Origin of the sequence: Rhizobium sp. LCM 4573, assembly GCF_001854865.1 — a bacterium.
Lineage (GTDB): Bacteria > Pseudomonadota > Alphaproteobacteria > Rhizobiales > Rhizobiaceae > Neorhizobium.
In genome coordinates this window covers 205621-228839 of record NZ_MDDW01000002.1, presented here as the reverse complement: position 1 = coordinate 228839, position 23219 = coordinate 205621, and the positions used below count along the sequence as shown (strand labels likewise).

Annotated in this window: 25 protein-coding genes and 1 tRNA gene; 16 read left to right on the top strand and 10 right to left on the bottom strand. The window is 60.6% G+C overall.

Going from position 1 to position 23219, the window contains the following annotated elements; all coding sequences use genetic code 11:
* Positions 1-2 precede the first annotated feature (2 nt).
* Genes def through truA form a run of 3 tightly spaced genes read left to right on the top strand, consistent with a single transcriptional unit; the run spans position 3 to position 2247 of the window.
* Complete coding sequence (gene def, locus LCM4573_RS06425) at positions 3-518, top strand: peptide deformylase (RefSeq protein ID WP_071005435.1); 516 nt, start codon at positions 3-5, stop codon at positions 516-518.
* Positions 519-556: 38 nt separating this feature from the next.
* Positions 557-1492: a methionyl-tRNA formyltransferase gene (gene fmt, locus LCM4573_RS06420; RefSeq protein WP_071005434.1), complete on the top strand. Its 936-nt coding sequence runs from the start codon at positions 557-559 to the stop codon at positions 1490-1492.
* On the top strand, positions 1492-2247 hold the full coding sequence (gene truA / locus LCM4573_RS06415) for a tRNA pseudouridine(38-40) synthase TruA (protein WP_071005433.1): 756 nt from the start codon (positions 1492-1494) through the stop codon (positions 2245-2247). The genes fmt and truA overlap by 1 nt, the downstream gene beginning before the upstream one ends.
* A gap of 4 nt (positions 2248-2251) precedes the next feature.
* Here truA and LCM4573_RS06410 read toward each other — a convergent pair whose 3' ends face one another.
* The 3 genes from LCM4573_RS06410 to dapD are packed head-to-tail and all read right to left on the bottom strand — an operon-like array spanning position 2252 to position 4899.
* The gene (locus LCM4573_RS06410) at positions 2252-2848 is read right to left on the bottom strand and encodes a hypothetical protein (RefSeq protein WP_071005432.1); all 597 of its coding nucleotides are present in this window, start codon (positions 2846-2848) and stop codon (positions 2252-2254) included.
* Positions 2835-4028, bottom strand: coding sequence for a succinyl-diaminopimelate desuccinylase (gene dapE / locus LCM4573_RS06405; protein ID WP_071005431.1), 1194 nt, complete (start codon positions 4026-4028; stop codon positions 2835-2837). The genes LCM4573_RS06410 and dapE overlap by 14 nt, the downstream gene beginning before the upstream one ends.
* A 16-nt stretch (positions 4029-4044) precedes the next feature.
* Positions 4045-4899 (bottom strand): 2,3,4,5-tetrahydropyridine-2,6-dicarboxylate N-succinyltransferase, encoded by an 855-nt coding sequence (gene dapD / locus LCM4573_RS06400; protein WP_071005430.1) that lies wholly within the window; start codon positions 4897-4899, stop codon positions 4045-4047.
* Positions 4900-5038: 139 nt separating this feature from the next.
* On the opposite strand from dapD, the gene LCM4573_RS06395 reads away from it, so the two are divergent.
* On the top strand, positions 5039-5899 hold the full coding sequence (locus LCM4573_RS06395) for an LOG family protein (RefSeq protein ID WP_071005429.1): 861 nt from the start codon (positions 5039-5041) through the stop codon (positions 5897-5899).
* Positions 5900-5984: 85 nt separating this feature from the next.
* Here LCM4573_RS06395 and LCM4573_RS06390 read toward each other — a convergent pair whose 3' ends face one another.
* A complete protein-coding gene (locus tag LCM4573_RS06390) occupies positions 5985-6578 on the bottom strand; it encodes a hypothetical protein (RefSeq protein ID WP_071005428.1) in 594 nt (197 codons plus the stop codon).
* Between the two features lie 107 nt (positions 6579-6685).
* Positions 6686-7399 carry a pyrimidine 5'-nucleotidase gene (locus LCM4573_RS06385; RefSeq protein WP_071005518.1) on the bottom strand — a complete coding sequence of 238 codons (714 nt, stop codon included), beginning with the start codon at positions 7397-7399 and terminating at the stop codon, positions 6686-6688.
* Positions 7400-7499: 100 nt separating this feature from the next.
* On the opposite strand from LCM4573_RS06385, the gene LCM4573_RS06380 reads away from it, so the two are divergent.
* Positions 7500-8402 (top strand): DMT family transporter, encoded by a 903-nt coding sequence (locus LCM4573_RS06380; protein ID WP_071005427.1) that lies wholly within the window; start codon positions 7500-7502, stop codon positions 8400-8402.
* Between the two features lie 101 nt (positions 8403-8503).
* Positions 8504-9277 carry an isocitrate lyase/phosphoenolpyruvate mutase family protein gene (locus LCM4573_RS06375; RefSeq protein WP_071005426.1) on the top strand — a complete coding sequence of 258 codons (774 nt, stop codon included), beginning with the start codon at positions 8504-8506 and terminating at the stop codon, positions 9275-9277.
* A gap of 12 nt (positions 9278-9289) precedes the next feature.
* Here the strand turns inward: LCM4573_RS06375 and argB are convergent, their stop codons facing one another.
* Positions 9290-10177, bottom strand: a complete 888-nt coding sequence (argB, locus tag LCM4573_RS06370; protein WP_071005425.1) for an acetylglutamate kinase — start codon at positions 10175-10177, stop codon at positions 9290-9292.
* A 168-nt stretch (positions 10178-10345) separates the two neighbouring features.
* On the opposite strand from argB, the gene LCM4573_RS06365 reads away from it, so the two are divergent.
* Positions 10346-10705 carry a hypothetical protein gene (locus LCM4573_RS06365; RefSeq protein ID WP_071005424.1) on the top strand — a complete coding sequence of 120 codons (360 nt, stop codon included), beginning with the start codon at positions 10346-10348 and terminating at the stop codon, positions 10703-10705.
* Between the two features lie 11 nt (positions 10706-10716).
* On the opposite strand, the gene yihA is transcribed toward LCM4573_RS06365, so the two are convergent.
* The 4 genes from yihA to rpmH form a co-directional block, all read right to left on the bottom strand.
* Positions 10717-11376: a ribosome biogenesis GTP-binding protein YihA/YsxC gene (yihA, locus tag LCM4573_RS06360; RefSeq protein ID WP_071005517.1), complete on the bottom strand. Its 660-nt coding sequence runs from the start codon at positions 11374-11376 to the stop codon at positions 10717-10719.
* Positions 11377-11498: 122 nt separating this feature from the next.
* Positions 11499-13289, bottom strand: a complete 1791-nt coding sequence (yidC, locus tag LCM4573_RS06355; RefSeq protein ID WP_071005423.1) for a membrane protein insertase YidC — start codon at positions 13287-13289, stop codon at positions 11499-11501.
* Positions 13289-13681, bottom strand: coding sequence for a ribonuclease P protein component (gene rnpA / locus LCM4573_RS06350; protein ID WP_046794123.1), 393 nt, complete (start codon positions 13679-13681; stop codon positions 13289-13291). The genes yidC and rnpA overlap by 1 nt, the downstream gene beginning before the upstream one ends.
* Before the next feature lie 30 nt (positions 13682-13711).
* Complete coding sequence (rpmH, locus tag LCM4573_RS06345; protein ID WP_046794124.1) at positions 13712-13846, bottom strand: 50S ribosomal protein L34; 135 nt, start codon at positions 13844-13846, stop codon at positions 13712-13714.
* Positions 13847-14345: 499 nt separating this feature from the next.
* Between rpmH and LCM4573_RS28765 the strand changes: the two genes are divergently transcribed.
* The 9 genes from LCM4573_RS28765 to LCM4573_RS06300 all read left to right on the top strand — a co-directional run bounded on the left by LCM4573_RS28765 (position 14346) and on the right by LCM4573_RS06300 (position 23146).
* Positions 14346-16400 (top strand): methyl-accepting chemotaxis protein, encoded by a 2055-nt coding sequence (locus tag LCM4573_RS28765; protein WP_071005422.1) that lies wholly within the window; start codon positions 14346-14348, stop codon positions 16398-16400.
* 242 nt (positions 16401-16642) lie between these two features.
* Complete coding sequence (locus tag LCM4573_RS06335) at positions 16643-18073, top strand: ATP-binding protein (RefSeq protein WP_244505251.1); 1431 nt, start codon at positions 16643-16645, stop codon at positions 18071-18073.
* Between the two features lie 137 nt (positions 18074-18210).
* Positions 18211-18287, top strand: a tRNA-Arg gene (locus LCM4573_RS06330).
* Positions 18288-18576: 289 nt separating this feature from the next.
* Positions 18577-18990 carry a hypothetical protein gene (locus LCM4573_RS06325; protein WP_071005420.1) on the top strand — a complete coding sequence of 138 codons (414 nt, stop codon included), beginning with the start codon at positions 18577-18579 and terminating at the stop codon, positions 18988-18990.
* Between the two features lie 96 nt (positions 18991-19086).
* Entirely contained in the window at positions 19087-19668 is a 582-nt protein-coding gene (locus LCM4573_RS06320; RefSeq protein WP_157895488.1) for an SMI1/KNR4 family protein, read from the top strand.
* Positions 19669-20217: 549 nt separating this feature from the next.
* Entirely contained in the window at positions 20218-20568 is a 351-nt protein-coding gene (locus LCM4573_RS27895) for a hypothetical protein (protein ID WP_131818941.1), read from the top strand.
* 12 nt (positions 20569-20580) lie between these two features.
* The gene (locus LCM4573_RS06310; RefSeq protein WP_071005417.1) at positions 20581-21075 is read left to right on the top strand and encodes a DUF805 domain-containing protein; all 495 of its coding nucleotides are present in this window, start codon (positions 20581-20583) and stop codon (positions 21073-21075) included.
* A 12-nt stretch (positions 21076-21087) separates the two neighbouring features.
* A complete protein-coding gene (locus tag LCM4573_RS27135) occupies positions 21088-21708 on the top strand; it encodes a DUF3011 domain-containing protein (RefSeq protein ID WP_083347333.1) in 621 nt (206 codons plus the stop codon).
* A 736-nt stretch (positions 21709-22444) separates the two neighbouring features.
* Entirely contained in the window at positions 22445-23146 is a 702-nt protein-coding gene (locus LCM4573_RS06300; protein WP_071005415.1) for a hypothetical protein, read from the top strand.
* Positions 23147-23219: the final 73 nt, after the last annotated feature.

Below are 23219 nucleotides of genomic sequence, written 5' to 3'. Positions count from 1 at the left end.
CCATGACGATCAAGCCTCTTATCATTCTGCCGGACCCGTTGCTTCGCCAAGTCTCCAAGCCTGTGGAGCAGGTGGATGACGACGTGCTGCGGCTTGCCGACGACATGCTGGAAACCATGTATGACGCGCCGGGCATCGGRCTGGCGGCGATCCAGATCGGCGTTCCGCGCCGTCTTCTGGTGATCGACGTGTCGCGTGAGGACGAGGAAAAGCAGCCGCTGGTCTTCATCAATCCTGAGATCGTGAAGTCCTCCGATGAACGCTCGGTCTACGAGGAAGGCTGCCTGTCGATCCCCGATTACTACGCCGAGGTGGAACGCCCTGCCACCGTGACCGTCAAACATATCGGTCGCGACGGCAAGGAGCACATGGTGGAGGCCGACGGCCTGCTCGCGACCTGCCTGCAGCACGAGATCGACCACCTGAACGGCGTGCTCTTCATCGACCACATCTCGCGGCTCAAGCGCGAGATGGTCATCAAGAAGTTCACCAAGGCCGCGAAGGCAAGGGCCGTCTAAGCATTCGTTGAAGCCGCAAGCCTCGCGGGAGCGCCAACATGTCTCTTCGCATCATCTTCATGGGTACGCCGGAATTTTCCGTGCCGACGCTTCGGGCGCTGAAGGAGGCCGGGCATGAGATCGTGGCGGTCTATACCCAGCCGCCGCGGCCGGCCGGCCGGCGCGGGCTCGACCTCACGAAATCGCCGGTGCATCAGGCGGCCGAATTGCTCGGCATTCCGGTTTTTACGCCGGTAAACTTCAAGGAGCCGGAGGAGCGGGAGAAATTCCGAACGCTGAATGCCGATGTGGCAGTCGTCGTGGCCTACGGCCTGTTGCTGCCGGAGGCGATCCTCACCGGCACGCGGCTCGGCTGTTACAACGGCCACGCCTCGCTTTTGCCGCGCTGGCGGGGTGCGGCGCCTATCCAGCGGGCCATCATGGCCGGTGACGAGAAGACCGGCATGATGGTGATGAAGATGGAAAAGGGGCTGGATACCGGCCCGGTCGCGCTCACCCGCGAGGTTTCCATCGGGGAGAACATGACCGCCGGCGAATTGCACGACAAGCTTATGCTGGCCGGTGCAAGGGCGATGGCGGACGCGATGGAAAAGCTTGGAGCGGACGATTTGCCGCTGACGCCTCAGGCCGAGGAAGGCGTGCTCTATGCCGCCAAGATCGACAAGGCCGAGACGCGCATCGATTTCTCCAGGCCATCCCGCGAAGTCCATGACCACATTCGCGGCCTTTCGCCTTTTCCGGGTGCCTGGTTCGAGGCCGAGATCGGTGGGAAGCCGGAGCGCATCAAGGTTCTGGCATCCGAGCGAGCGGAAGGGCGGGGCGTTTCCGGCGAGATTCTGGACGACGCACTGACGATCGCTTGCGGAGAAGGGGCCGTCCGGCTTGTGAAACTGCAGAAGGCGGGCGGCAAGCCGCTGCCTGCGGAGGATTTCCTGCGCGGCACGCCGCTTGCCCGCGGCACGAGGCTTGCCTGATGCCGCGCTATCGTATGACCGTCGAATATGACGGCACCTCCTATGTCGGTTGGCAGATGCAGGAAAACGGCCATTCGGTACAGGCCGCCTTGCAGGAGGGCATCCTTTCGCTGACGGGCGAGAAGGTCTCGATCCGGGGCGCGGGACGGACCGATTCCGGCGTCCATGCGCTGGGGCAGGTCATTCATGCGGATCTTTCGCGGCAATGGGCGCCCTACAAGCTGCGCAATGCGCTCAACGCGCATCTGATGATGGCCCGCGAGAAGGTTTCGGTGCTGGAGGTGCAGGCGGTCGGCGACGATTTCGACGCCCGCTTCTCGGCGATCCGCCGGCATTATCTCTACCGTATCCTGAACCGCCCATCGCCGCTCGCGCTGGAGGCGAACCGTGCCTGGTGGGTGCCGAAGGAGCTGGACCACGAGGCCATGCACGCGGCCGCGCAGATGTTGGTCGGCCATCACGATTTCACCACCTTCCGCTCGGCCCATTGCCAGGCCACGAACCCGGTGCGCACGCTCGACCGGCTGGACGTGATGCGAACCGGCGATCTCATCGAAATCCGCGCGACGGCGCAGAGTTTCCTGCACAACCAGATACGCTCCTTCGCCGGCACCCTGAAGCTGGCGGGCGACGGCAAGATGACGCCGGATGACGTGCGCAAGGCTCTGGAGGCGCGGGATCGCAAGGAGTGCGGCCCGGTCGCTCCGCCGGAGGGACTCTATTTCATGAAGGTCGATTATCCGGAAGACGTCTAGATCGCTAGAAGGGATAGACGCCCAGGAAGCGCTCCAGGATATCCGAGATCAGCATGGCGGGCACGATGAGCGCCGTTGCGAGGGCGGCCACCATCAGCGGCTGCGGGCCGCAGATCATCCGGAGAATTCGCGAGATCGAGACGATCAGCGCCAGCATCAGCGCGAGCCAGATGACAGCGAGGCCGCCCCTCAAGCCTGGAAGCAGCATCACGCAGAGGCTGAGCAGACCGTAGGCGTAGGAGAAGGGGACGGAGAGCCAGTTCACGGTGACGACGATCGCCGGGAAACGGCGCTGGATGCCGAGCATCAGGCAGAGGACCGCGGCCAGGATCAGCGGCACGAACCAGTTGAAGACCTCCAGCATGGCTAGCCGGAAAAAGAACACGCCGCCGAGGCGCGTGCCCGTCGGCATGCCGTCGAGATAGAGCGACCGCCACCAGAACCAGGAAAGGGCGCTGGCGGGCAGGCACCAGAGGATCGCCCAGAAGGACCGCATGACGCCGCGATCCGAGATATCGAGGAAGCGGAAGCCCTGCGGGTCTCCGCGTACGAGCAGCCACAATCCGTCGAGATAGAGCCTGACTTCGCTATAGGTGGGCATTCTCGAACCAGCGGGTGATGAAGGTGCCGTAAATCTGGGTCAGCGTTTCGAGATCGGCAACCGCCACGCGTTCGTCGACCATGTGCATCGTCTGCCCGACGAGTCCGAATTCGACGACGGGGCAGAAGTCCTTGATGAACCGTGCGTCAGAGGTGCCGCCGGTGGTCGAAAGCTTGGGCGTGCGCCCAGTCACGGTCTCGACGGCCTCCGAAAGCGAGGCGATCAGCGCGTTGTTGCGCGTCAGGAAGACATGGCTCGGGCGCTCGCCCCAGGCGGTCTGGTATTTGATCGGCTCGCGGCCAGGCCTGAGTGTTACGTCGGCGGCCGCGGCATTGAGGCGGCGGATGATTTCCGCCTGCAGCGTCTCGGCGCTCCACGTGTCGTTGAAGCGGATGTTGAAGGCGAAACTTGCCTTTTCCGGAATGATGTTGGTGGCCGGATTGCCGGTGTCGATCGAGGTTACCTCGAGATTGGACGGCGGAAAATCGGCCGTGCCCGCGTCGAAGGGCGGGTCCATCAGGGCATGGGCGAGCGGCAGAAGGCCGCGCAGCGGGTTGTCGGCCAGATGCGGATAGGCCGCATGACCCTGCACGCCGGAAACAGTGACCTTGCCGGAAAGCGAGCCGCGCCGCCCGATCTTGACCATGTCGCCGAGCTGGTCCGGATTGGTGGGCTCGCCGACCAGGCAGGCATCCCAGGTCTCGCCCTTTTCGGCCGCCCATTTCAGGAGCTTTTCCGTGCCGTTGACCGAGGGGCCTTCCTCGTCGCCGGTGATGAGGAAGGAGATGGAGCCCTTCGGCGGGCCGTGTTTTTCGATATGCCTTGCGACGGCGGYGGCGAAGCAGGCGATACCGCCCTTCATGTCCACGGCGCCGCGTCCGAAAATTTCGCCGCCGGCGATCTCGGCGGCGAAGGGAGGATGGCTCCAGGAGGCCTCGTCGCCCGGCGGCACCACATCCGTGTGTCCGGCGAACATTAGATGCGGGCCCTCCGTGCCGATCCGGGCATAGAGGTTTTCCACGTCCGCCATGCCCGGCTCGCTTGCCACCATGCGCTCGACCCGGAAGCCGAGCGGTTCCAGCATTGCCTGGAGCGCGGTCAGCGCGCCGCCCTCCGCCGGCGTCACCGACGGGCAGCGAATGAGGGTTTGCAGGTTGGCGACGGGATCGGAAGCGGACATGGAATGATTCTGGAGCTTAATCGCGAAGCAGTTCGTTGATGCCGGTCTTGGAGCGGGTCTTCTCGTCGACGCGCTTGACGATCACGGCGCAGTAGAGGCTGGGGCCCGGTTCGCCGTTGGGGAACGGCTTGCCCGGCAGCGAGCCAGYGACCACGACCGAATAGGGCGGCACTTCGCCATAGGTGATCTCACCGGTGGCGCGATCGACGATCTTGGTCGACTTGCCGATGAAGACGCCCATGCCGAGCACCGAGCCCTCGCGGACGATGCAGCCTTCCACCACTTCCGAACGGGCGCCGATAAAGCAATTGTCCTCGATGATGGTCGGGCCGGCCTGCATGGGCTCCAGAACGCCGCCGATGCCGACGCCGCCGGAAAGATGCACGTGCTTGCCAATCTGCGCGCAGGAGCCGACGGTCGCCCAGGTATCCACCATCGTGCCTTCGCCTACATAGGCGCCGAGGTTGACGAAGGAGGGCATCAGGATGGCGTTCGGCGCGATATAGGCGGAGTGGCGGACGACGGCGTTCGGCACGGCCCGGAAGCCGGCGGCGCGGAACTGGTTCTCGCCCCAATTCTCGAACTTCGAGGGCACCTTGTCCCACCAGGTTGYGTTGCCGGGGCCGCCCTTGACGACTTCCATGTCGTTGAGGCGGAAGGAGAGGAGCACGGCCTTCTTCAGCCACTGATGCACGGTCCAGTTGCCGTCATCGCCGCGGCTGGCAACGCGAACCTCGCCTCCGTCGAGAAGCTTGAGTGCGGTTTCAACCGCGTCGCGGACCTCGCCTTTCGTGGAGACGGTCACGCTGTCTCGGTTTTCGAAGGCTGCCTCGATCGTCTTTTCGAGGGAGGAGAGATCCGTGCTGCTCATGGGAAATCCTTAAACGTCACTCGTTATCGTGATTGTGGGAGGGGACTCGCCAACTGGCCAAATGGCATCATTTGCTCTAAGCGACCCTCACTCGGGCGTCAATGTGATTTGACGGCAAGCGAATGCGAGGAATCAACGAATGGTAAAGGTCAAGAACAACGGACCGCGGCGCAAGGACGGCATCTGGGACCCGCTGAAGGACAGCACCGCCGACAAGCGGGCGGCGGCTGTGCAGCCGAAGACACCGCAGACGGAATCGCCCTCCTACCGGCTCGCCTATACCGACGATGATTTCCTGTGCAGCGAGGAATTGCGGCCCGTGCGGCTGCAGCTCGAGCTCCTGAAGGCCGAGACGATTCTGGCCGAGCGCGGCATCAAGTCGACGGTCGTGCTGTTCGGCGGCGCACGCATTCCGGCACCCGRCCAGGCTCCCTGGGCGGCGCATAACGAGGTCCAGCGCAACAACCTGCAGGCGGCCTCGGTCTATTACGAGGAAGCACGGAAATTCGCAGCTCTCTGCGGCGAGCAGTCGGCGCGCTACAACCATCAGGAATATGTCGTCGTCACCGGCGGCGGGCCGGGGGTCATGGAAGCGGGCAATCGCGGCGCCACCGAGGTCGGCGCCCCGACGATCGGCCTCAACATCATGCTGCCGCACGAGCAGGCGCCGAACCCGTTCGTGACGCCGGAACTGAGCTTCAATTTCCACTATTTCGCGATCCGCAAGATGCACTTCATGATGCGCGCGAAGGCGGTCGCGGTCTTCCCCGGCGGGTTCGGGACGCTGGACGAGATGTTCGAGGCGCTGACCCTGATCCAGACCAAGCGCATGGAGCGCATACCGCTGATCCTCTTCAGCGAAAAGTTCTGGCGCGGGATCATCAATTTCGAGGCGCTTGCCGAATTCGGCACGATCGCGCCCGCCGATCTCGATCTCATAAGCTTCGTGGAAACGGCCGACGAGGCCTGGAAGATCATTTCCGAGTTCTACGAGCGCTGAACAGGGCCCGAGAATCAAGAAACCCGCCTCGTTGGGAGGCGGGTTTCTTTCGACGAAGCCAGAGCTAGTCCTGCGGGGGCGGAGACTAGAGGGGGCGGTCCGGCATGTCGTCGATCGTGATGATGCCATCCTTGTTGCGATCCATCCGCGCGAAGAGCTTGTCCACGGCGGCGGATACCTCGGCCTTGCTGAACTGGCCGTTCTCATCGGTATCGGCCATGCGCACGAGGCGGAGGCCCATCATCGGGCCGCCGTGGCGCATTTCATGGCGGCGCCAGCCACGATCCCGGCGGTCGTCGCGATGGTCACCGTCCCGCTCGGCCATGCGCTGTTCGCGGCGTTCCTCGCGGTTTTCGGCGCGCTCCGGGCGCGGGTTGTTCTTGCGGAATTCCTCGATACTGGCCTTGCGGAAGGTGCGCAGCTCGCCGGGAGTCAGAATATCGTCCTTGTTGGCGTCGATCTGGGTAAAGAGCGCATCCTGGCGCGCCGTTACCTCTTCCTTGGATACCTTGCCGTCCTTGTTCGTGTCGGCTGTCTTGAGAAGCCGCACGAACATCAGCTCGCGCATGACGCCGCGCTCTCCCGGGCGGTGGAAACCGGGTGCGGCAAGGGCGGGCACGGCGGCCGTCGCGACCAGGGCCGTCGCGAGAGTGGCCAGGACGATCTTCTTGGAGGTCATGGAGAGGGTCCTTTTCCGTTTGCCTTCGATAGCTAGAAGCTATGGCCGGCCGGCGGTCGGGACCACTTAAACATCCGTAATGTGGATGAATTTTCCGTAAGGTTGGCTCAATCGAACTGGAGGCCGGAAAGAAAGCCGGCGAGATCGTCGGTCACGTAGTCGATGTGATCGTCCTCGTCGGAAAGCACTTCCCAGCGCTCCATCAGCACCTCGTCGAGATTGCGGGGTACCAGAAGGATGGTGCGCATGCCGAGCGCCTTCGGGACTTCGAGATTGCGCGGCAGATCCTCGAACATGGCGGCGTTTTTCGTATCGACCCGATGGAGGCTTGCGAACTTGTCATAGGTCGCGCCCGCGGGTTTCGGCACGTAATCGGCCGCCACGATATCGAAGATGTCGTCGAAATTGTCGAGGATGCCGAGCGCGCCCGCCGCGGCTTCCGCATGTTTCACGCTGCCGTTGGTGAAGATGAACTTGCGGCCGGGGAGCGCCTTGATCGCCTCGCCGAGCTCCGGGTGCGGCAGGAGCGCGGAATAATCGATCGCATGGGCCCGTTCGAGGAAGACGTTCGGATCTATGCCGTAATGGAGCATCAGGCCCTGCAGCGTCGTGCCATGCTCATGGTAATAGCGCTTCTGCAGCGCCCTGGCCTCGACCGGATCGAGCTGCAGCAGTTCCGAGACGTAAGCCGTCATGTTCTTGTCGATCTGGGCGAACAGGTTGACCCGGTGCGGGTAAAGCGTGTTGTCGAGATCGAAGACCCAGTCCCTGATATGGGCGAAGTCTCGGGTGTCGGGTGCGGTCCTGGGGCTCTTTTCCATGAGGCGGTTATGCACCGCGCCGACGGCAAAGAAAAGGGCAGGTCGATTTTGCCCGAAACCGGCCTTGGCGGTATGCCGGGCGCGGTGATATCGCCGCAATATGGAACTCTGGATCCCCATCACCATCGCGGCCGCCTTCTTGCAGAACCTGCGCTCGGCGCTGCAGAAGCATCTGCAGGGCTCGCTCGGCACGCGCGGCGCGAGCTTCGTTCGCTTCGGCTACGGCTTCCCGGTGGCGATCCTCTATGTTCTCCTGCTGCGCTACGGCTTCGGCTATCCGTTTCCCGCATTCAACTGGACCTTCGCCTTCTGGTGCGTGATCGGCGGTCTCTCGCAGATCTATGCCACCATCATGCTGGTGCATCTCTTCTCACTTCGGAATTTCGCGGTCGGGACAGCCTATTCCAAGACCGAACCGGTACAAGCCGCGCTCTTCGGCTTCATCCTTCTCGGGGAGCGGCTGACGCCCGGCTCGATCGCCGCGATCATCGTTGGTGTCATCGGCGTGATGATGATTTCGATGGCGCGCATGYCGCTCTCGATGCGCAACACCGTATCGGCGCTGACCAGCCGCACGGCGCTGATCGGTATCGCTTCCGGYGCGGTCTTCGGGATTTCGGCGGTCTCATACCGGACTGCCGCCCTCTCACTCGGCGGGCCGGGACCGGTCATGGAGGCCGCCGTGACGCTCGCCTGCGTCACCACTTTCCAGACGGTCTTCATGCTGATCTGGATGATATCGAAGGATGGAAACGAGATCGTGCAAGTGGTCCGCTCCTGGCGCTCTTCGGCGCTGGTGGGACTTGCCGGGGTGCTGGGCTCGGCCTGCTGGTTCACGGCCATGACGCTGCAGCAGGTCGCCTATGTGCGGGCGCTCGGCCAGATCGAACTCGTCTTCACCTTCATGGCGTCCTTCTTTCTTTTCCACGAGCGGGTGAACCGCATGGAGGTGCTCGGCTGCCTGCTGATCGTCTGCGGCATTTTGGGCCTGTTGTTSTGGTAGCCGCGCGGGTGTAGCCATTTAGAAGATCGGCGCCCGATTTGCGGCGGCAACGGTTTTCGGGATGAGCTACAGCAGCGGCATCGGCCAGGGAGGAAGAGGCAATGGACCAGAACGGCAAGGCGGGAGCTTTCGGCGCACTTCACCGGAAGGGAAATCCCGTCATTCTCTATAATATCTGGGATGCGGGCACGGCAAAGGCCGTGGCGGAGGCGGGCGCGAGCGCGCTTGCGACCGGAAGCTGGTCGGTCGCCGCCGCCCATGGCTATGCCGATGGCGAGAACCTTCCGCTCGATGCCCTGCTCGCCACGGTTCGCGAGATCACGGCGGCGGTTGATCTCCCTCTCTCCGTGGATTTCGAGGGTGGCTACACGGAAGATCCGGCCGCACTCGCGGATAATGTTGCGAAGGTCGTCGAGGCTGGCGCGGTCGGCATCAATTTGGAGGACCAGGTGGTCGGCGGAAGCGGCATCTACCCTGTCGAAAAGCAGGCTGAACGCATCCGCGCTATCCGGGCGCTTGCGGATCGGCGAGGCATTTCGTTCTTCATCAACGCCCGCACCGATCTTTTCCTGAAGGAAAGCGATCGCGGCAGGCATGCGGCCCTGCTGGACGAGGCGATCGAACGGGCGAAAGCCTTCGCAGACGCGGGCGCCAGCGGTTTCTTCGCGCCGGCGCTTGCGGATGAGGAGCTGATCCGCAGGCTTTGCGAGGCTTCTTCGCTGCCGGTGAATATCATGATGATGCCAGGCGTTCCCGCTCCGAAGCGGTTGGGTGAGCTGGGCGTCGCGCGGGTGAGCTACGGTCCCGGCCCTTACCGGGCGATGATGGCCAGGCTGAAGGAGGATGCCGCGGCGGTCTATGCCGCCGCGGGCTGATCCCGGTCGGTATCAGGGAACGATCAGCGTGCCGGCGCCGCGCTCGGTGAAGATTTCGAGCAGCACGGAATGGGCGGTCTTGCCGTTCAGGATGACAACGCCCTGAACGCCGGCCTTGATAGCGTCGATGCAGGTCTCGACCTTGGGGATCATGCCGCCGGAAATCGTGCCATCCTTGATGAGCGCCTGCGCCTGCGCCACCGTCAGTTCCTTGATGAGTTCCTTGTTCTTGTCGAGAACGCCCGGAACGTCGGTCAGGAAGAGGAGGCGGGTGGCGTTGAGCGCGCCGGCGATGGCACCGGCAAAGGTATCGGCATTGATGTTGTAGGTCGCGCCGTCGCGGCCGGGAGCCACGGGAGCGATGACAGGGATCATCTCGGATTTCGCGAGAAGGTCGAGCAGGGTGCGGTCGACTTCGACCACTTCGCCGACATAGCCGAGGTCGAGGACCCGCTCGATATTGCTGTCGGGATCGATCACGGTCTTCTTCGCCTTTTCGGCGAAAACCATGTTGCCGTCCTTGCCGCAAAGGCCGATCGCCCATTCGCCGGTCTGATTGATGAGTGCGACGATCTCCTTGTTGATCGAACCGGCGAGCACCATTTCGACGATCTCGACCGTCTTGCGGTCGGTGACGCGCAGGCCGCCCTCGAACTTGGATTCTATGCCCATTTTGGTCAGCATCGCGCCGATCTGCGGTCCGCCGCCATGCACGACGATGGGGTTGACGCCCGATTGCTTCAAAAGCGCGATATCGGCGGCGAAAGCTTTGCCGAGCTCGGCATCGCCCATGGCATGGCCGCCATATTTCACGACGATCGTCTTGTTTTCATACCGCTGCATATAGGGCAGCGCCTGCGCCAGAAGTTTTGCCTGAAGCTCGCCGTCGGTACCGCTCATCGAAGACCCCTCAAGAGTAAGTGGGGCCTTGTAACGCATGTTTTTGACGGAGGAAACAATGCTTGCTTCAACTTTCGGCCTCTCGGGCTGTAAAGTTCATTTTGAAGTGACATCGGAGAAAAAGCGTGGTCCGATAGAAGCGAAGGGTTGAGAGGAGAAGACCCGGAGATGACGATACCGAAGCAAAGCAGGGGAGACCGCTCGCGCGATCAGCTATTGGCGGGGGAATATGTGCTCGGCGTTCTTTCGCCGGAGGCCCGAAGGCTCGTGGAGGAGCGCATCGGCCGCGATCGCAGCTTTGCGCAAATGGTGATCCAGTGGCAGCGGAACCTCGCCACGCTGGAGGAAGACTACCCGCTGGAGCGCCTGCCGCCCGCGATTTCGCAGTCTTTCCTGCGGCCGCCTTCGCGACGCCTTTATAGAGGTTCCCTGCGCCAGTTGGCGGCTCAGGTCTGGGGATCGCTTTTCCTGTGGCGTTCGGTGGCGCTCATCTCGCTTGCCGCGCTGCTGACCACGCTCTCCGCCTGAGCCCAGACCCCTTAGACGGGCTGTCCCACGGTCTCGGAGATCGCCTGCCTGAGATCGTCGAGGCCCTTGCTCTTTTCGGAAGAGGTGGCGAGCACGAAAGGATAGGCCGCCGGCCGCTTGCGGATCTTCTCCGTCGTTTCGGAAATCAGCCTGGCGATTCCCGCCTCCTTGATCTTGTCGGTCTTGGTGAGCACGATCTGATAGGAGACGGCAGCCTTGTCGAGCAGGTCCAGCACCTCTTCGTCGTTCTTCTTGACGCCGTGACGGCTGTCGATCAGCACATAGACGCGCTTCAGGGTCGCGCGGCCGCGCAGATAATCGAAGACCAGCTTCGTCCAGTTGTCGACCTGTTCCTTCGGCGCCTGCGCATAGCCGTAGCCGGGCATGTCGACAATCGCCATCGGCGGCAGGTCGCCGCCTTCGCCGGAATAGCCGTCCGGCACGAAATAGTTCAATTCCTGGGTGCGGCCGGGCGTGTTGGAGGTGCGGGCAAGCCCTTTCTTGCCGACCAGCGCGTTGATGAGCGAGGACTTGCCGACATTCGAACGCCCGGCGAAGGCCACTTCCAGCGGTCCTTCCGGCGGCAGGAACTTCATCGACGGCACGCCGCGGATGAAGATCCAGGGGCGTCCGAAAAGCGGCCTGTCGTTATTCATGTCCTCTGCCGGCATCGGTGCCACCTGTCTATCGCTTGTCTGTCCGTGTAGGACGGCTTCCGTATTTTGGCCGACAAAGTCAAGCTCGCGACAGGTCGTGCAAATGAAAAACCCCGCCGAGGCGGGGCTTTCCGTGCTTATTTCGTCGGTTCCGGTTTTCGTCGGAAGACGCCCTTCAGATTGTCGAAGAGCTCGATCTTGGCGCCGTGGCGCTTCATGATGACCGCCTGCTGCATGATCGACAGCGTGTTGTTCCAGGCCCAGTAGATGACGAGACCAGCCGGGAAGGTCGCCAGCATGAAGGTGAAGATCAGCGGCATCCAGTTGAAGATCATCGCCTGGGTCGGGTCCGGCGGCGTCGGGTTCATGCGCATCTGCAGGAACATGGTGATGCCCATGATGATCGGCCAAACGCCGATCATCAGGAAGTGCGGCACGTCGTAGGGAAGCAGGCCGAACAGGTTGAAGAGCGAGGTCGGATCGGGCGCGGAAAGGTCCTGGATCCAGCCGAAGAAGGGCGCGTGCCGCATCTCGATGGTGACGTAGATGACCTTGTAGAGTGCGAAGAAGACCGGGATCTGCAGCAGCACCGGCCAGCAGCCTGCGATCGGGTTGATCTTCTCTTCCTTGTAGAGCTGCATCATCGCCTGCTGCATGGCCATGCGGTCGTCGCCATGCTTGGCCTTCAGCTCTTCCATCTTCGGCTGCACGCGCTTCATGTTGGCCATGGAGGCATACTGCTTGCTGGCGAGCGGGAAGAAGATCGCCTTCACGACGATGGTGGTGAGCAGGATCGCGAGGCCGAAATTGCCGACATGACGGAAGAAGAAGTCCATCAGTTTGAACATCGGCTTGGTGATGAAGTAGAACCAGCCCCAGTCGATCAGGAGGTCGAAGCGCGGAATGGAATACTCCGTCTCGTAGCGATCGACGAGGGGCACTTCCTTGGCGCCGGCGAAGATGAGGTTCTTGAGTTCGGCGGACTGGCCGGGCTGAATGGTCAGCGCATCGGTCTTGTAGTCGGCCTGATAGCGCGGCTGGCCGTCGGTGAAATGCGAGAAGCGCGATTCATACGCAAGCGCCTGCGGCGGAACGATCGCGGCAGCCCAGTACTTGTCGGTAATGCCGAGCCAGCCGGTGGTCGCCTTCGGGTTGGTGACGGCGGCTTCCTCGATATCGTGATAGCTCTCTTCCACAAGGCCGGTATCCTGGCCGATCACGCCGAGGAAGCCTTCGTGGATGACGTAGACGGAAGGCGTCGCCGGCTTGTTGTAGCGGATGACGCGGCCGTAGGTCGCAAGCGATACCGGCTCGCCGGTGACGTTGTCGACCTTGTCGGCGACGGTGATCATATAATGGTCGTCGACCGAGATGGTACGGGTGAACGTGATGCCCTTCTCGTTGGTGAAGGTCAGCGTCACCGGCGTTTCCTGCGTCAGCTTCTCGCCGCTGGTGAGCGTCCACTGGGTGGCCGGACCAGGCACGGCGCCGGAAGCCTCGCTCTGAATATAGCCGATTTCGGTGAAATAGCCGTCGCGGGTGTCGGCCGGAGAGAAGAGGGTGATGATCGGGCTCGAGTCGTCGACCGTCTCATGATATTCGCGCAGCTTCAGGTCGTCGAAACGGGCGCCGGCGAGATTGATGGAGCCGGAAAGGGCCGGGGTATCGATTTCGATGCGCGGCGTCTTGGCGAGAGCCTGCTCGCGGGTGGCGTTGGCCTGGGCCTGCGCCTGGCCCGGAAGCGCGCCGCTGACCGTGGCGCCGGGGCTCTCCGGCGTGATCGTCTGCGTCTGCTGCTGTTGGGCGCGCGCTGCCTCTTCGGCGCGCCGCTGGGCTTCCAACCGCGGGCCCATATAGAAGAACTGCCAGGCAAGGACGATCGCCACCGAAAGCGCGATCGCGATGAAGTAGTTGCGGTTTTTTTCCATCATGCTTTCCTGGAACGGGTCTCCTCGGACCGCTTCGGTTTCGGCCGTGCTTCGATGCGCTCGGCAAGCTGGGCCGTCAGTTCGGCGAAGGGTGTCTTCAGCACCTCGCGGCGCGCGACAATGACATAGTCGTGTCCGGCCTTCATTGCAAACCCGGCAGATTGCCTTACCGCCTCCTTGAGGCGCCGCCGCATGCGGTTGCGTTCCACCGCGTTGCCGTGTTTCTTCGTAACCGTGAACCCGACACGCGGCGCCTCTTCGGGCGCCTTGCGGTCAAGAACCTCCAGAAGGAAGGTGCGGCCCCTGCGGCTTTCTCCCTCCCGGACAGCAAGAAACTGCGGCCGGCTTTTCAGCCGCCCGACAGCCTTTTTCGCATTTTTCTCGTTCGTCATCGCCCGGATACTTGTCGGGCTTGCCCGGCCTTAGGCCGAGAGACGCTTGCGGCCACGTGCACGGCGGGCGGAAAGAACCTTGCGGCCGCCGGCGGTAGCCATGCGGGCACGGAAGCCGTGACGACGCTTGCGAACAAGCTTGGACGGTTGATAGGTACGCTTCATTTATTTGATACCGCGGTGTGCGGCCCTTCTTGAGTTTGCTTAAAAAGCAAGAGCGTTTCGGAAACGTCCGGCGCAATAGGCCGCGTACGCGCGAGCCTGCTGGAGCTGAACGTGCGCGGCTTATAAGAGGACTCCGCTGCGAAAGTCAATCGCCCAGCCGGCGCGCCTGCGGCCTGTGTTCGAAACGCCGGCACTTTAGGGAACATCCGGAAATAGTAAAATTTGAAGCAGCCTATTAACGATTGTAATTTGTCGGGCAATTTGCCTCGCTCCTGAAATGTGGAAAATAATTTCAGAATCTATACGCTCTTGCCGGGAGTTGTGGCGCAGTTACTTGCTAGGAGATGTTGTCCTTAAGTAAATTTTCTCTTTGCCGCGTTCTTTTAGCTGCTCAAGCTTTATTAATTTCTAATTGTTAGTTTTCGCATCAGGGGATGGGGGAGTACCGGTATCGATGCCGTTCTCCACGTTCAACATTTCGTGGGCATAGGAGCCGGCATTGAAAATCAGGGCAAAGATCAATCTTCTCGTCGGGCTGATGAGCCTCGTCGCCTTCTTGATCGGCGGCATTTCGCTCTTCGCGATCGGCGAATATCGACAGCAGATGCAGGAATATTCGGACGTGGCCGACCGCGTCTACAAGGGCGAGCACCTGAACCGGCTGGTGACCGCGGTGGTAATGGACGCCCGCGGCATCTATGCGGCCAAGGATAAGGAAGCCGCCAAGCAGTTCGGCGAGGGCATGCTGAAATCGCTCGACAAGATGGATCGACTTGTCGCCGAATGGCGGCCGAAAGTGCCGGCGGAGCAGAAGGATGCCTTCGAGAAGCTCGTTGCCCGCTCCGCGGAGTTCAAGAACTTCAGAAGCGAGACGGCACGGCTCGGCCAGGCGGAAGGGCCGCAAGCGGCCAATCTTCAGGGTAACAACGAGGCCAACCGCGCCAACCGCAAGGCCTATCAGGCTGAAATCGATGCCATCGTGAAGGCGGATCAGGACCAGCTTGCCAAGTTGAGGGACGGAATGGATGCCTTCAACAACACTGTCTTTTATGCGGTTCTGGCAACGACTCTGATTGGTGTCGCTGCCGGCGCGGGTTTCGGCCTCTATCTCGGCCGCCGCCAGYTCAGCCAGCCGATCACGGAGCTCACCGCGATCATGAAGCGGATCGCTTCGGGCGATTTCGATGCACCGGTGGGTTCAGCCGGCCGCGCGGATGAAATCGGCGACATGGCGGCCGCGATCGAGGTCTTCCGCAGGAACGGTATAGAGGTCGCCCGCATGAACGCTCAGGAGGCGGGCACGCGCGCCAGGAGCGACGAACTCAGGACCCGAATGGGAGCGGTCGTCGCTGCAGCGGCCATGGGCGATTTCACCCGGCGCATCGACAAGCAGTTCGATGACGAAAGCCTCGATCTCTTCGCCCGCGACGTGGACCAGCTCATGGCGAGYGTCGATGCCGGCATTTCGGAGACGCGTCGCGTGGTGAAAAGCCTGGCCGAAGGTGACCTCACCGATACGATGGAGGGCGATTTCAAGGGCGCGTTCGCGGAACTCCAGGAGAACGTCAACGGCACGATGGAGACGTTGCGCGGCACCATGCAGAACGTGCGCGCCGCGACCGGTTCCATCAACGGCAGCGCCGCCGAGTTGAGCAACGCCACCAACGACCTTTCAAGGCGCACCGAGCAGCAGGCGGCAGCACTCGAGGAAACCTCCGCGGCGCTTGAGGAGATCACCTCCGTCGTGCGCAATTCCACCGAACGGGCGCAGGAGGCCACCGTTATGGTCGGCGAAGCCAAGGAGGCGGCGGTGCAATCGGGCGATGTCGTGCGCAGCGCGGTGGAAGCCATGGGACGCATCGAACAGGCATCCCGGGAGATCGCCCAGATCACCAATGTGATCGATGAGATCGCCTTCCAGACCAACCTCCTGGCGCTGAATGCAGGCGTCGAGGCGGCCCGCGCCGGCGAGGCAGGCAAGGGCTTTGCCGTCGTTGCCCAGGAAGTGCGCGAACTCGCGCAGCGTTCCGCAAGTGCCGCCAAGGATATCAAGGCGCTGATCAGCAAATCCGGCGGGGAAGTCGCCGGCGGCGTCAAGCTGGTGCAGAAGACCGGCGAGGCGCTTTCGGAAATCGAAGCCCGCGTCCTGCGCATCAACGACCATATTCATTCGATCGCGGTCGCATCCCGCGAGCAGGCGACCGGGCTTGCCGAGGTCAACACCGCCGTCAATGAAATGGACCAGGTGACCCAGAAGAATGCTGCCATGGTGGAGGAGACCTCCGCAGCGACCCAGAAGCTCTCCTCCGATGCCGACGAGTTGTTCGCTCTCGTTTCCGGTTTCAGGATCGGGGAGGGGGCTCAATCGGTCGTCCCGCAGAGGCCGCGGCAGGCGGTGCCTGCAAATGCCGCTCCTCGCATAGCGGCCGCGACGCCCAACCACCGTCCCAAACCATCGCCGGTGCGGACGATGACGGGCGCTCTTTCAAGGGCCTTCGGCGGTGGCGCCGCCGCTGCCGCGCCTCAGGCCGCGGGCGACTGGGAAGAGTTTTGATCTGAAGCTGCTATCGCATTGGAAAGCGGGGAGAGGCAGGCCTCTTCCCGCTGCTTTTTTGCCGCTGCGGCACGCACTGGTAAAACTGCCATAATGTTCTAAAATATCGGCCACGATCCATGGCCGCCACGATTCCTCCCGTGGCGTGCTCGAGCCTTGAAACGGAGATCCGCATGAAGGACGAGGCGGAGACCTCGGGGCAAGCCGCAGTTGAGAAGACGGAAGGTACCGGCCCTGAGCCGATGCCGCGGCTTTTCAGCGGCCTCTCCGGCAGGTTGCTCTGGCTCACCGTCGTCTTCGTCATGCTCGCCGAAATCCTGATCTTCATGCCTTCCGTGGCGGGCATGCGCATGAATTGGCTGCGGGACCGGCTGGATACGGCTGCCGCCGCGGGCATCGTCATCGACGGGCTCCAGCCGGCCGAGCTGCCGCGCGCGGTCCAGGACGACACGCTTCTTGCGACCGGCACCAAGCTTATCGCGCTGAAGAAGGACGGCACCTCCCGGCTGCTTGCCGCCGTCGACGTGCCGCCCCAGGTGGACGACCAGTACGATCTTGCCGACACCTCTATGCCCACTTCGATGAAGGATGCGTTGAACACGCTCTTCTTCGGCGGGGGGCGGGTGATGCGCGTCTATGGCCCGATCGGCGAAAGCGAGATGATCATCGAGCTGGTGATGACCGACGACGCGCTGCGCAAGGACATGCTGCGCTATTCCAAGATGATGTTCGTGCTGTCGCTGGTCATCTCGCTGATCACCGCCATACTGATCTTCCTGGCCATCAACCGCATGATGATCCTGCCGATCCGCCGTCTCACCCTTTCCATGCGGCAGTTCTCCGAACAGCCGGAGGATCCCTCGCGGGTATTCACGGCAGACAAGTCGAGGGGCGAGCTTGCGGTCGCGGGCCGGTTTCTGACCAATATGCAGGTGGAACTGCAGCGGACGCTGAGGCAGCAGAAGAATCTGGCCGATCTCGGGCTCGCGGTTTCCAAGATCAATCACGACATGCGCAACATCCTGGCCTCGGCGCAGCTCATGTCGGACCGCCTTGTCGATGTGGAGGACCCGATGGTCCGCAGCTTCGCTCCGAAGCTGTTGCGCACGATCGACCGAGCCGTCGGCTATACCAGCGAGGTTCTGGCCTATGGGCAGGCTTCGGAAGCCGCGCCCAGGCGGCGGCGCATCCGCCTTGCGGATCTCTGCCAGGAAGTGCGCGATATCCTGGCGATCGACCCGGATGCCGGAATAGAGTTCGTGGAGCAGATCGCCGCCGATCTCGAGGTCGAGGCCGACAGCGAGCAGCTGTTCCGGGTGATCCACAATCTCTGCCGCAACGCGGTTCAGGCGCTCGCCAATCTCGATCCGGAGGATGCGACCGTGGTGCGCCGCATGACGATCTCGGCGCAGCGCATCGGCAGCGTCGTCAGCATCACGATCGACGATACCGGCCCCGGCATGCCCCGCAAGGCACGCGAGAACCTGTTCTCCGCCTTTCGCGGTTCCGCGCGCTCGGGCGGTACGGGTCTCGGCCTCRTCATCGCCCGCGAGCTCGTGCTTGCCCATAGCGGCACCATCGCGCTGGTGGAGAAACCGGGCCCCGGAACGCAGTTCCGCATCGAAATTCCCGATCGACCCGTCTCCCTGGAGGATTACCGCGCCCGCGCGTGATCCAAAAAGCGTGTTGTTTCAATGCGTTGATGACAAGTTTACAGTAAAATGACGCTTCTTGCGGTAAAATCGCTTGCAATCGCGAGAAGGACGTTTTAGAGGATCGCCACGCAAGCGGCACCGCGCCGCTCTGGTACGCACCCGTAGCTCAGCTGGATAGAGCACCAGACTACGAATCTGGGGGTCAGGAGTTCGAATCTCTTCGGGTGCGCCATTTTTCTCCCTGTGTCGAATAACACGATAATTTGCCTTTTTGGCCACTATGTTGCCTTTGAGGCAGGCAAGCTGCCCTCTTCCCTACGATGCCACCCCCAAAAGCTACGGTCGCGGTTTTCGGATGTTTCGGCCTGACGCCATGTCCGTTTCCGGCCCTAAACCGGTCATCCCTGTCCTTCTGTGCCATGCACCGCCTAATATAGGGCCGTGTCGCTCTCCTTCTCGCTTGCCGCCACGTGTAATCTTTGATTTTCTCATGTGGCTTGTAGGGCGACAGGAGCGACAGGATGCCGAATTTCAAAACAACATATTTGTTTATCGCGCTCATACCGCTGGCGGCTGCTGGTTGCGTAAGCGCGAAAGACCAGCGAGCGGCGGATCAGGACAAGTGCGCTTCTTACGGATACCAGCCGGGAACTAATCGCTTTGCTGATTGCATGAGGGATCAGGACTGGCAGCGCCAGGATGACCAGCGCCGTACAATGGATGATCTCGAAAGGCAGGAACGAAGAGACCAGAGAAGGACTGACAGAAATTGGCAGGAGGGGCAGGATATGTTCTATAAACGCCAAGACAGCAGCATCGACACAACGCCGCAATTCGACAAGGACGGCAATCCGAACTTCGATGCTCAGGGCAACTATCAAGGTTGCCATGGCATCGGCTGCGAGGTGGATAACCCCGACGATGGCACCCAGTAACCGGCCTCAACTCTACCCGACAGGGCTGAAGGCACATCTGCTGAAGGCTTAATGCCCGTCGTCGTACTTTCCCGTAAAGCGAAGGATAGAAAATGGATGAAGTCGCTCAATCCTATTCTTTTCGCAAGCTACAAACAGGCAAAGGCTTATCCGCCTGATGAATTCGGCGCGCGCTGGAACGAAGTCGGCGCCGAACAGGCAGAGCAATTCAAGTCTGAGATAGGCTCGGATCTGCCGGCCGACTATCTGGAGTTCGTCGAAAATTTTGGCGAGTTCACCATCTGGACCGACGATTTCGAAAAGCTCTATGCCCGGGCGATATGGGAATCGGGAAAAAGCGCAAACGTCGAAATCAGCAAAATCTTGGGACCGGCGGGGATGCTGGAGTCATGGCAATCCTATCTTGGTGCTGGAGGCAGGGCGCGCATTCCGGAGAATCTTGCGCCGCTGACGTACGATAGCGGCTACGGCCACGCCATGCTCGACCTGTCGAAGGACAATTTCGGCAAGATCCGGTATCTCCAGGTAAAGACCAAGCCCTTCGGAAGCGATGGATATGGTTGGGACCAGGTTGAGACTATCGCCGGTAGCTTCACTGAGTTCGTCAGTCAGATCAACAGCAAGAGAGGCCTCACCAAGGCTCTCGGAGCGCCAAAGAAAGCATGGCTATGGGCATGAGCTTGCAGTGCGCCACGTTGCCGAAGAACGCCCTCATCATCTGCGACGGTRATCCCTGAGCATCGAATTCGGTAAAGATAAATTATCTTGGCAAAAATGGTAATTTATCTGCTTACCTCAAAGTTTTACCTCTTGATTTTCAATGGGTTACGTTAGGTTTAAAGGCAATTTATCGTGTCATTCGACACTTTGATGTCGAATGACACGATAATTTGCCTTTTTGGCCACTATGTTGCCTTTGAGGCAGGCAAGCCGCCCTCTTCCCTTACGATTCCAGCCGCATCCGCCAGAAAGCCCCGGTCGCGGTTTCGGATGTTTCGGCCTGGCGCCTTCTTCAACGATATCGGCGCAAAGCTGCCTTCGGCGGATGGCGGGCCAGAATAGATCAGGCCGGCGAATGTCTCTGGCCAAAGAGGCATTCGCTTAAGGACTCATTCGCCTTGAGCAGAACCGGTCTCATGGCTTCGCGGCAAACGCTCATTCATGATTTGTCAGTTAACTTGAAAATTGTTAGTTCTAAAAAGAGCAAACCAACGAAGGAAGCACGGCATGCGCGCATCAGCCTTTGTTGCATTTTCGGTGCTTACCGGTTTTCTGGTGGGCTGTACGACAAGCAATGGAGATGCAGGGCAAAGCTCGAAAAACGAGGCCAGATGTGCGGGCTTCGGTTTTGAGGAAGGCACGGATGCCTTTGCCAATTGCATGATGCAGCTTTCAATACGGCAGGGTGATCAACAACCACCTGATCGCGATACACTTGTCAATCAATACAGAAGCCGCAGCATGGCCCGACAGGGTGACGATCGCTATCCCGTATGCAGCGCTTCAAACATGGATGCCGAGCTGGACTTTGAAACGGGCAAGTGGGTAGGTCCAAATTGCCAGATGGCGTCAGATTAAAGGCTCAGCCATATGACGTTCACGGACGCGGTCACGACTGGTTTCAGGAAGTTCGCTGTCTTTTCAGGGAAAGCCGGACGTTCCGAGTTCTGGTGGTTCGCCATTTTCGTTTTCGCAGGCTACGTGCTGTTCGATCTGCTGGATGGCTTGATCTTCGGCTGGCCGCAGGGAGCTGATCGCCAGCTTGGGATATTTGGTATTCTGTTTCGCCTTATAACCATAGTTCCCCTGGTTGCCGCGACGTGGCGGCGACTGCACGACGCAGGCAAGTCGGGATGGTATCTCGTGCTGCCACTTGCCGTCACCGTTTTCACCATTCTGGGTATGCTTGGCGGAGTGTTCGGCTTTACGATGCTCGAGCGCGTTGTAAGCGATCCGTCCGCCCTTTATGGACCCGCAGCCTTGATCGGCACTGTAGGAGCGGCCGTAGTCGGCTTGATTTACCTCGCAGTCCTGGGACTGCTTGTCTATTGGCTGATGAAACCCGGAGTAGTGCCGGGGGAATAGAGGGGATTTTCGATGCTCAGATATCTAGCGATCGCCGCCATCGCGCTCAATGCTCCTCACCTTGTCGCGGAAGCGCAGGCACAGGCGACCGTTGAATGCCGGTCGCGACATTACCAATACGATGAATGCTATGCGGGGCCACTTTCCCGACCGCAGCTCATCCATCAGACCTCAAGCGCTCCCTGCATTTTGAACCGCACCTGGGGATACAATCCAAATAGCCAATATGTCTGGGTCGCTCAGGGATGCGCGGGCGTGTTTGCTGACGTTGGCGGCTATCACTATGGCCGCGGTGATGGCTTCGATCCGGGTGCGCGCATGTACGATCATCGTGGTCACGATATCGGTGGCGTCGTCGCGGGCGCAGTGCTTGGATCGATCATTGAGGGAATTGCCGAAGACAGCAAACACAAGCACCACCATACCACCAGCAATTTCATTGATGATGACGGCTTTAACGGCTGTCACGGAATTGGTTGCACGGTGGATAATCCCGACTCCGGTGGCAACGACAATGTCGACACTACTCCCCAATTCGACAAGGATGGCAATCCGAACTTCGACACTCAAGGCAACTACCAAGGGTGCCACGGGGTAGGATGCCTGGTCGATAATCCCGATGACCCCGGCTAAAGGACTGATCTTCTAGACGACCTCTACCTCCAAGACGGCGTGGATGGGAGCGAGGCGCAGCAAGGCTGCACATCAACGCAGGCTATCGCGCCTCTCAAACTCGGCGTGCCAGGTCTGAACAATACCATCACGGATCTGGCCAAAAGCTACGGGGTAACGCCGAAAGGGTCGTCGTTTGTGAGTTTTAGTAGCATATCGAGCGATGCTACCGGGTTCGAGGTTACCAGAACGATTCATTACAAGTTGGACGGCAGCAATGTCACGGGCGTTGCCGTTTCCCAGGTGACTACCAATTAGCCGCGAAACTCATCGACAGCCGAATGACACAATAATTTGCCTTTTTGGCCACTATGTTGCCTTTGAGGCAGGCATGCTGCCCTCTTCCTAACGATTCCAGCCCTCCGTCATGCTTGGATGCAGGCGCAACACGAATACCGCACTCGGCAATGCGGCCCAGAGCGAAGTTCATTAACGGCATGGAACCCGATGTCGAAGGCGAAGAAGTTAAAATAAGGGCGTAAAATTTCGATTGTATTGCGTCGACAGATGCAACCCGCACATTGACTTTGCCCAGCTTCGCGTACAATTTCGGGCGGGGGAATTTAATTCGGGGGCAGGATGAATATCCAGCTATTCGTCATGGCGTCGGCTACCTGTGCCGGGCGTCAGACAATCGTGCCTTCAGCTTTCTTATCTCCCACGCATCCGTGAAACCGTGGAGACCAGAGGGCATCTGATGTTCGCTCAATCGCTTTCGTTGATTACCAGAAATTTTTGGTTGTTCGCCGTGATAGTCTCAATCATGGCTGGGTTTTTCGTGTTCGAAGATGTTAGCGGAAGTGAACCTAGTAAGGGGACTTACGTCACGTGGATATTTTTATCATTTTGGATGCAAAACGCAGTCATATCAGGAAAAGAGAAAATCTCCGGTGATGCTGGGAGGCCTCACGGGTTGTGGTCTTTTCTTTGGAAGAACCTCGTATTGATTTTCTCCAGCATGATTTTGCCAGTAATATTGCCTATTTTGTTAGGTTTTTATAACTTGATTTTCATCATCTTGGTGGCCATTTTATTTATGGCTGGCGCTTTCGCGATCCTCGGTACGTGGCCTGTGTCAAACGCGGCTCGGGGGGACACTTCTCTTGCGGCCGCGTGGCGTCGCGGTGCAACCGGCTTTTGGGTTCGGTTTTTTCGCTTGGTCGCAGGCTACGTGGTTCCCGCCTTTCTTTCCCTTCTTTTAATAGTCCCGCTGCACCCAGGCGCGGTCGGCGATAATGTCGGGATGACTGATCCGGTCGTTGTTCGCCTCCTCCTTTTCTACCTGCTTACAATTTCCATCAACCTCATCGGCACCGTGTATGTTTCGGTGGTCATCGCTAGAAGCTATTTGGCCGGTGATCAAAAGTCCGGGCAGCCCGCAGTAGGCTTGGCGGAGTAGTCTTCTCAAAAAAAATCCAACCCGCATGTCACACTGGCAGTTCCTGTCTCGTCATGGTGTCGTAACCAACAGA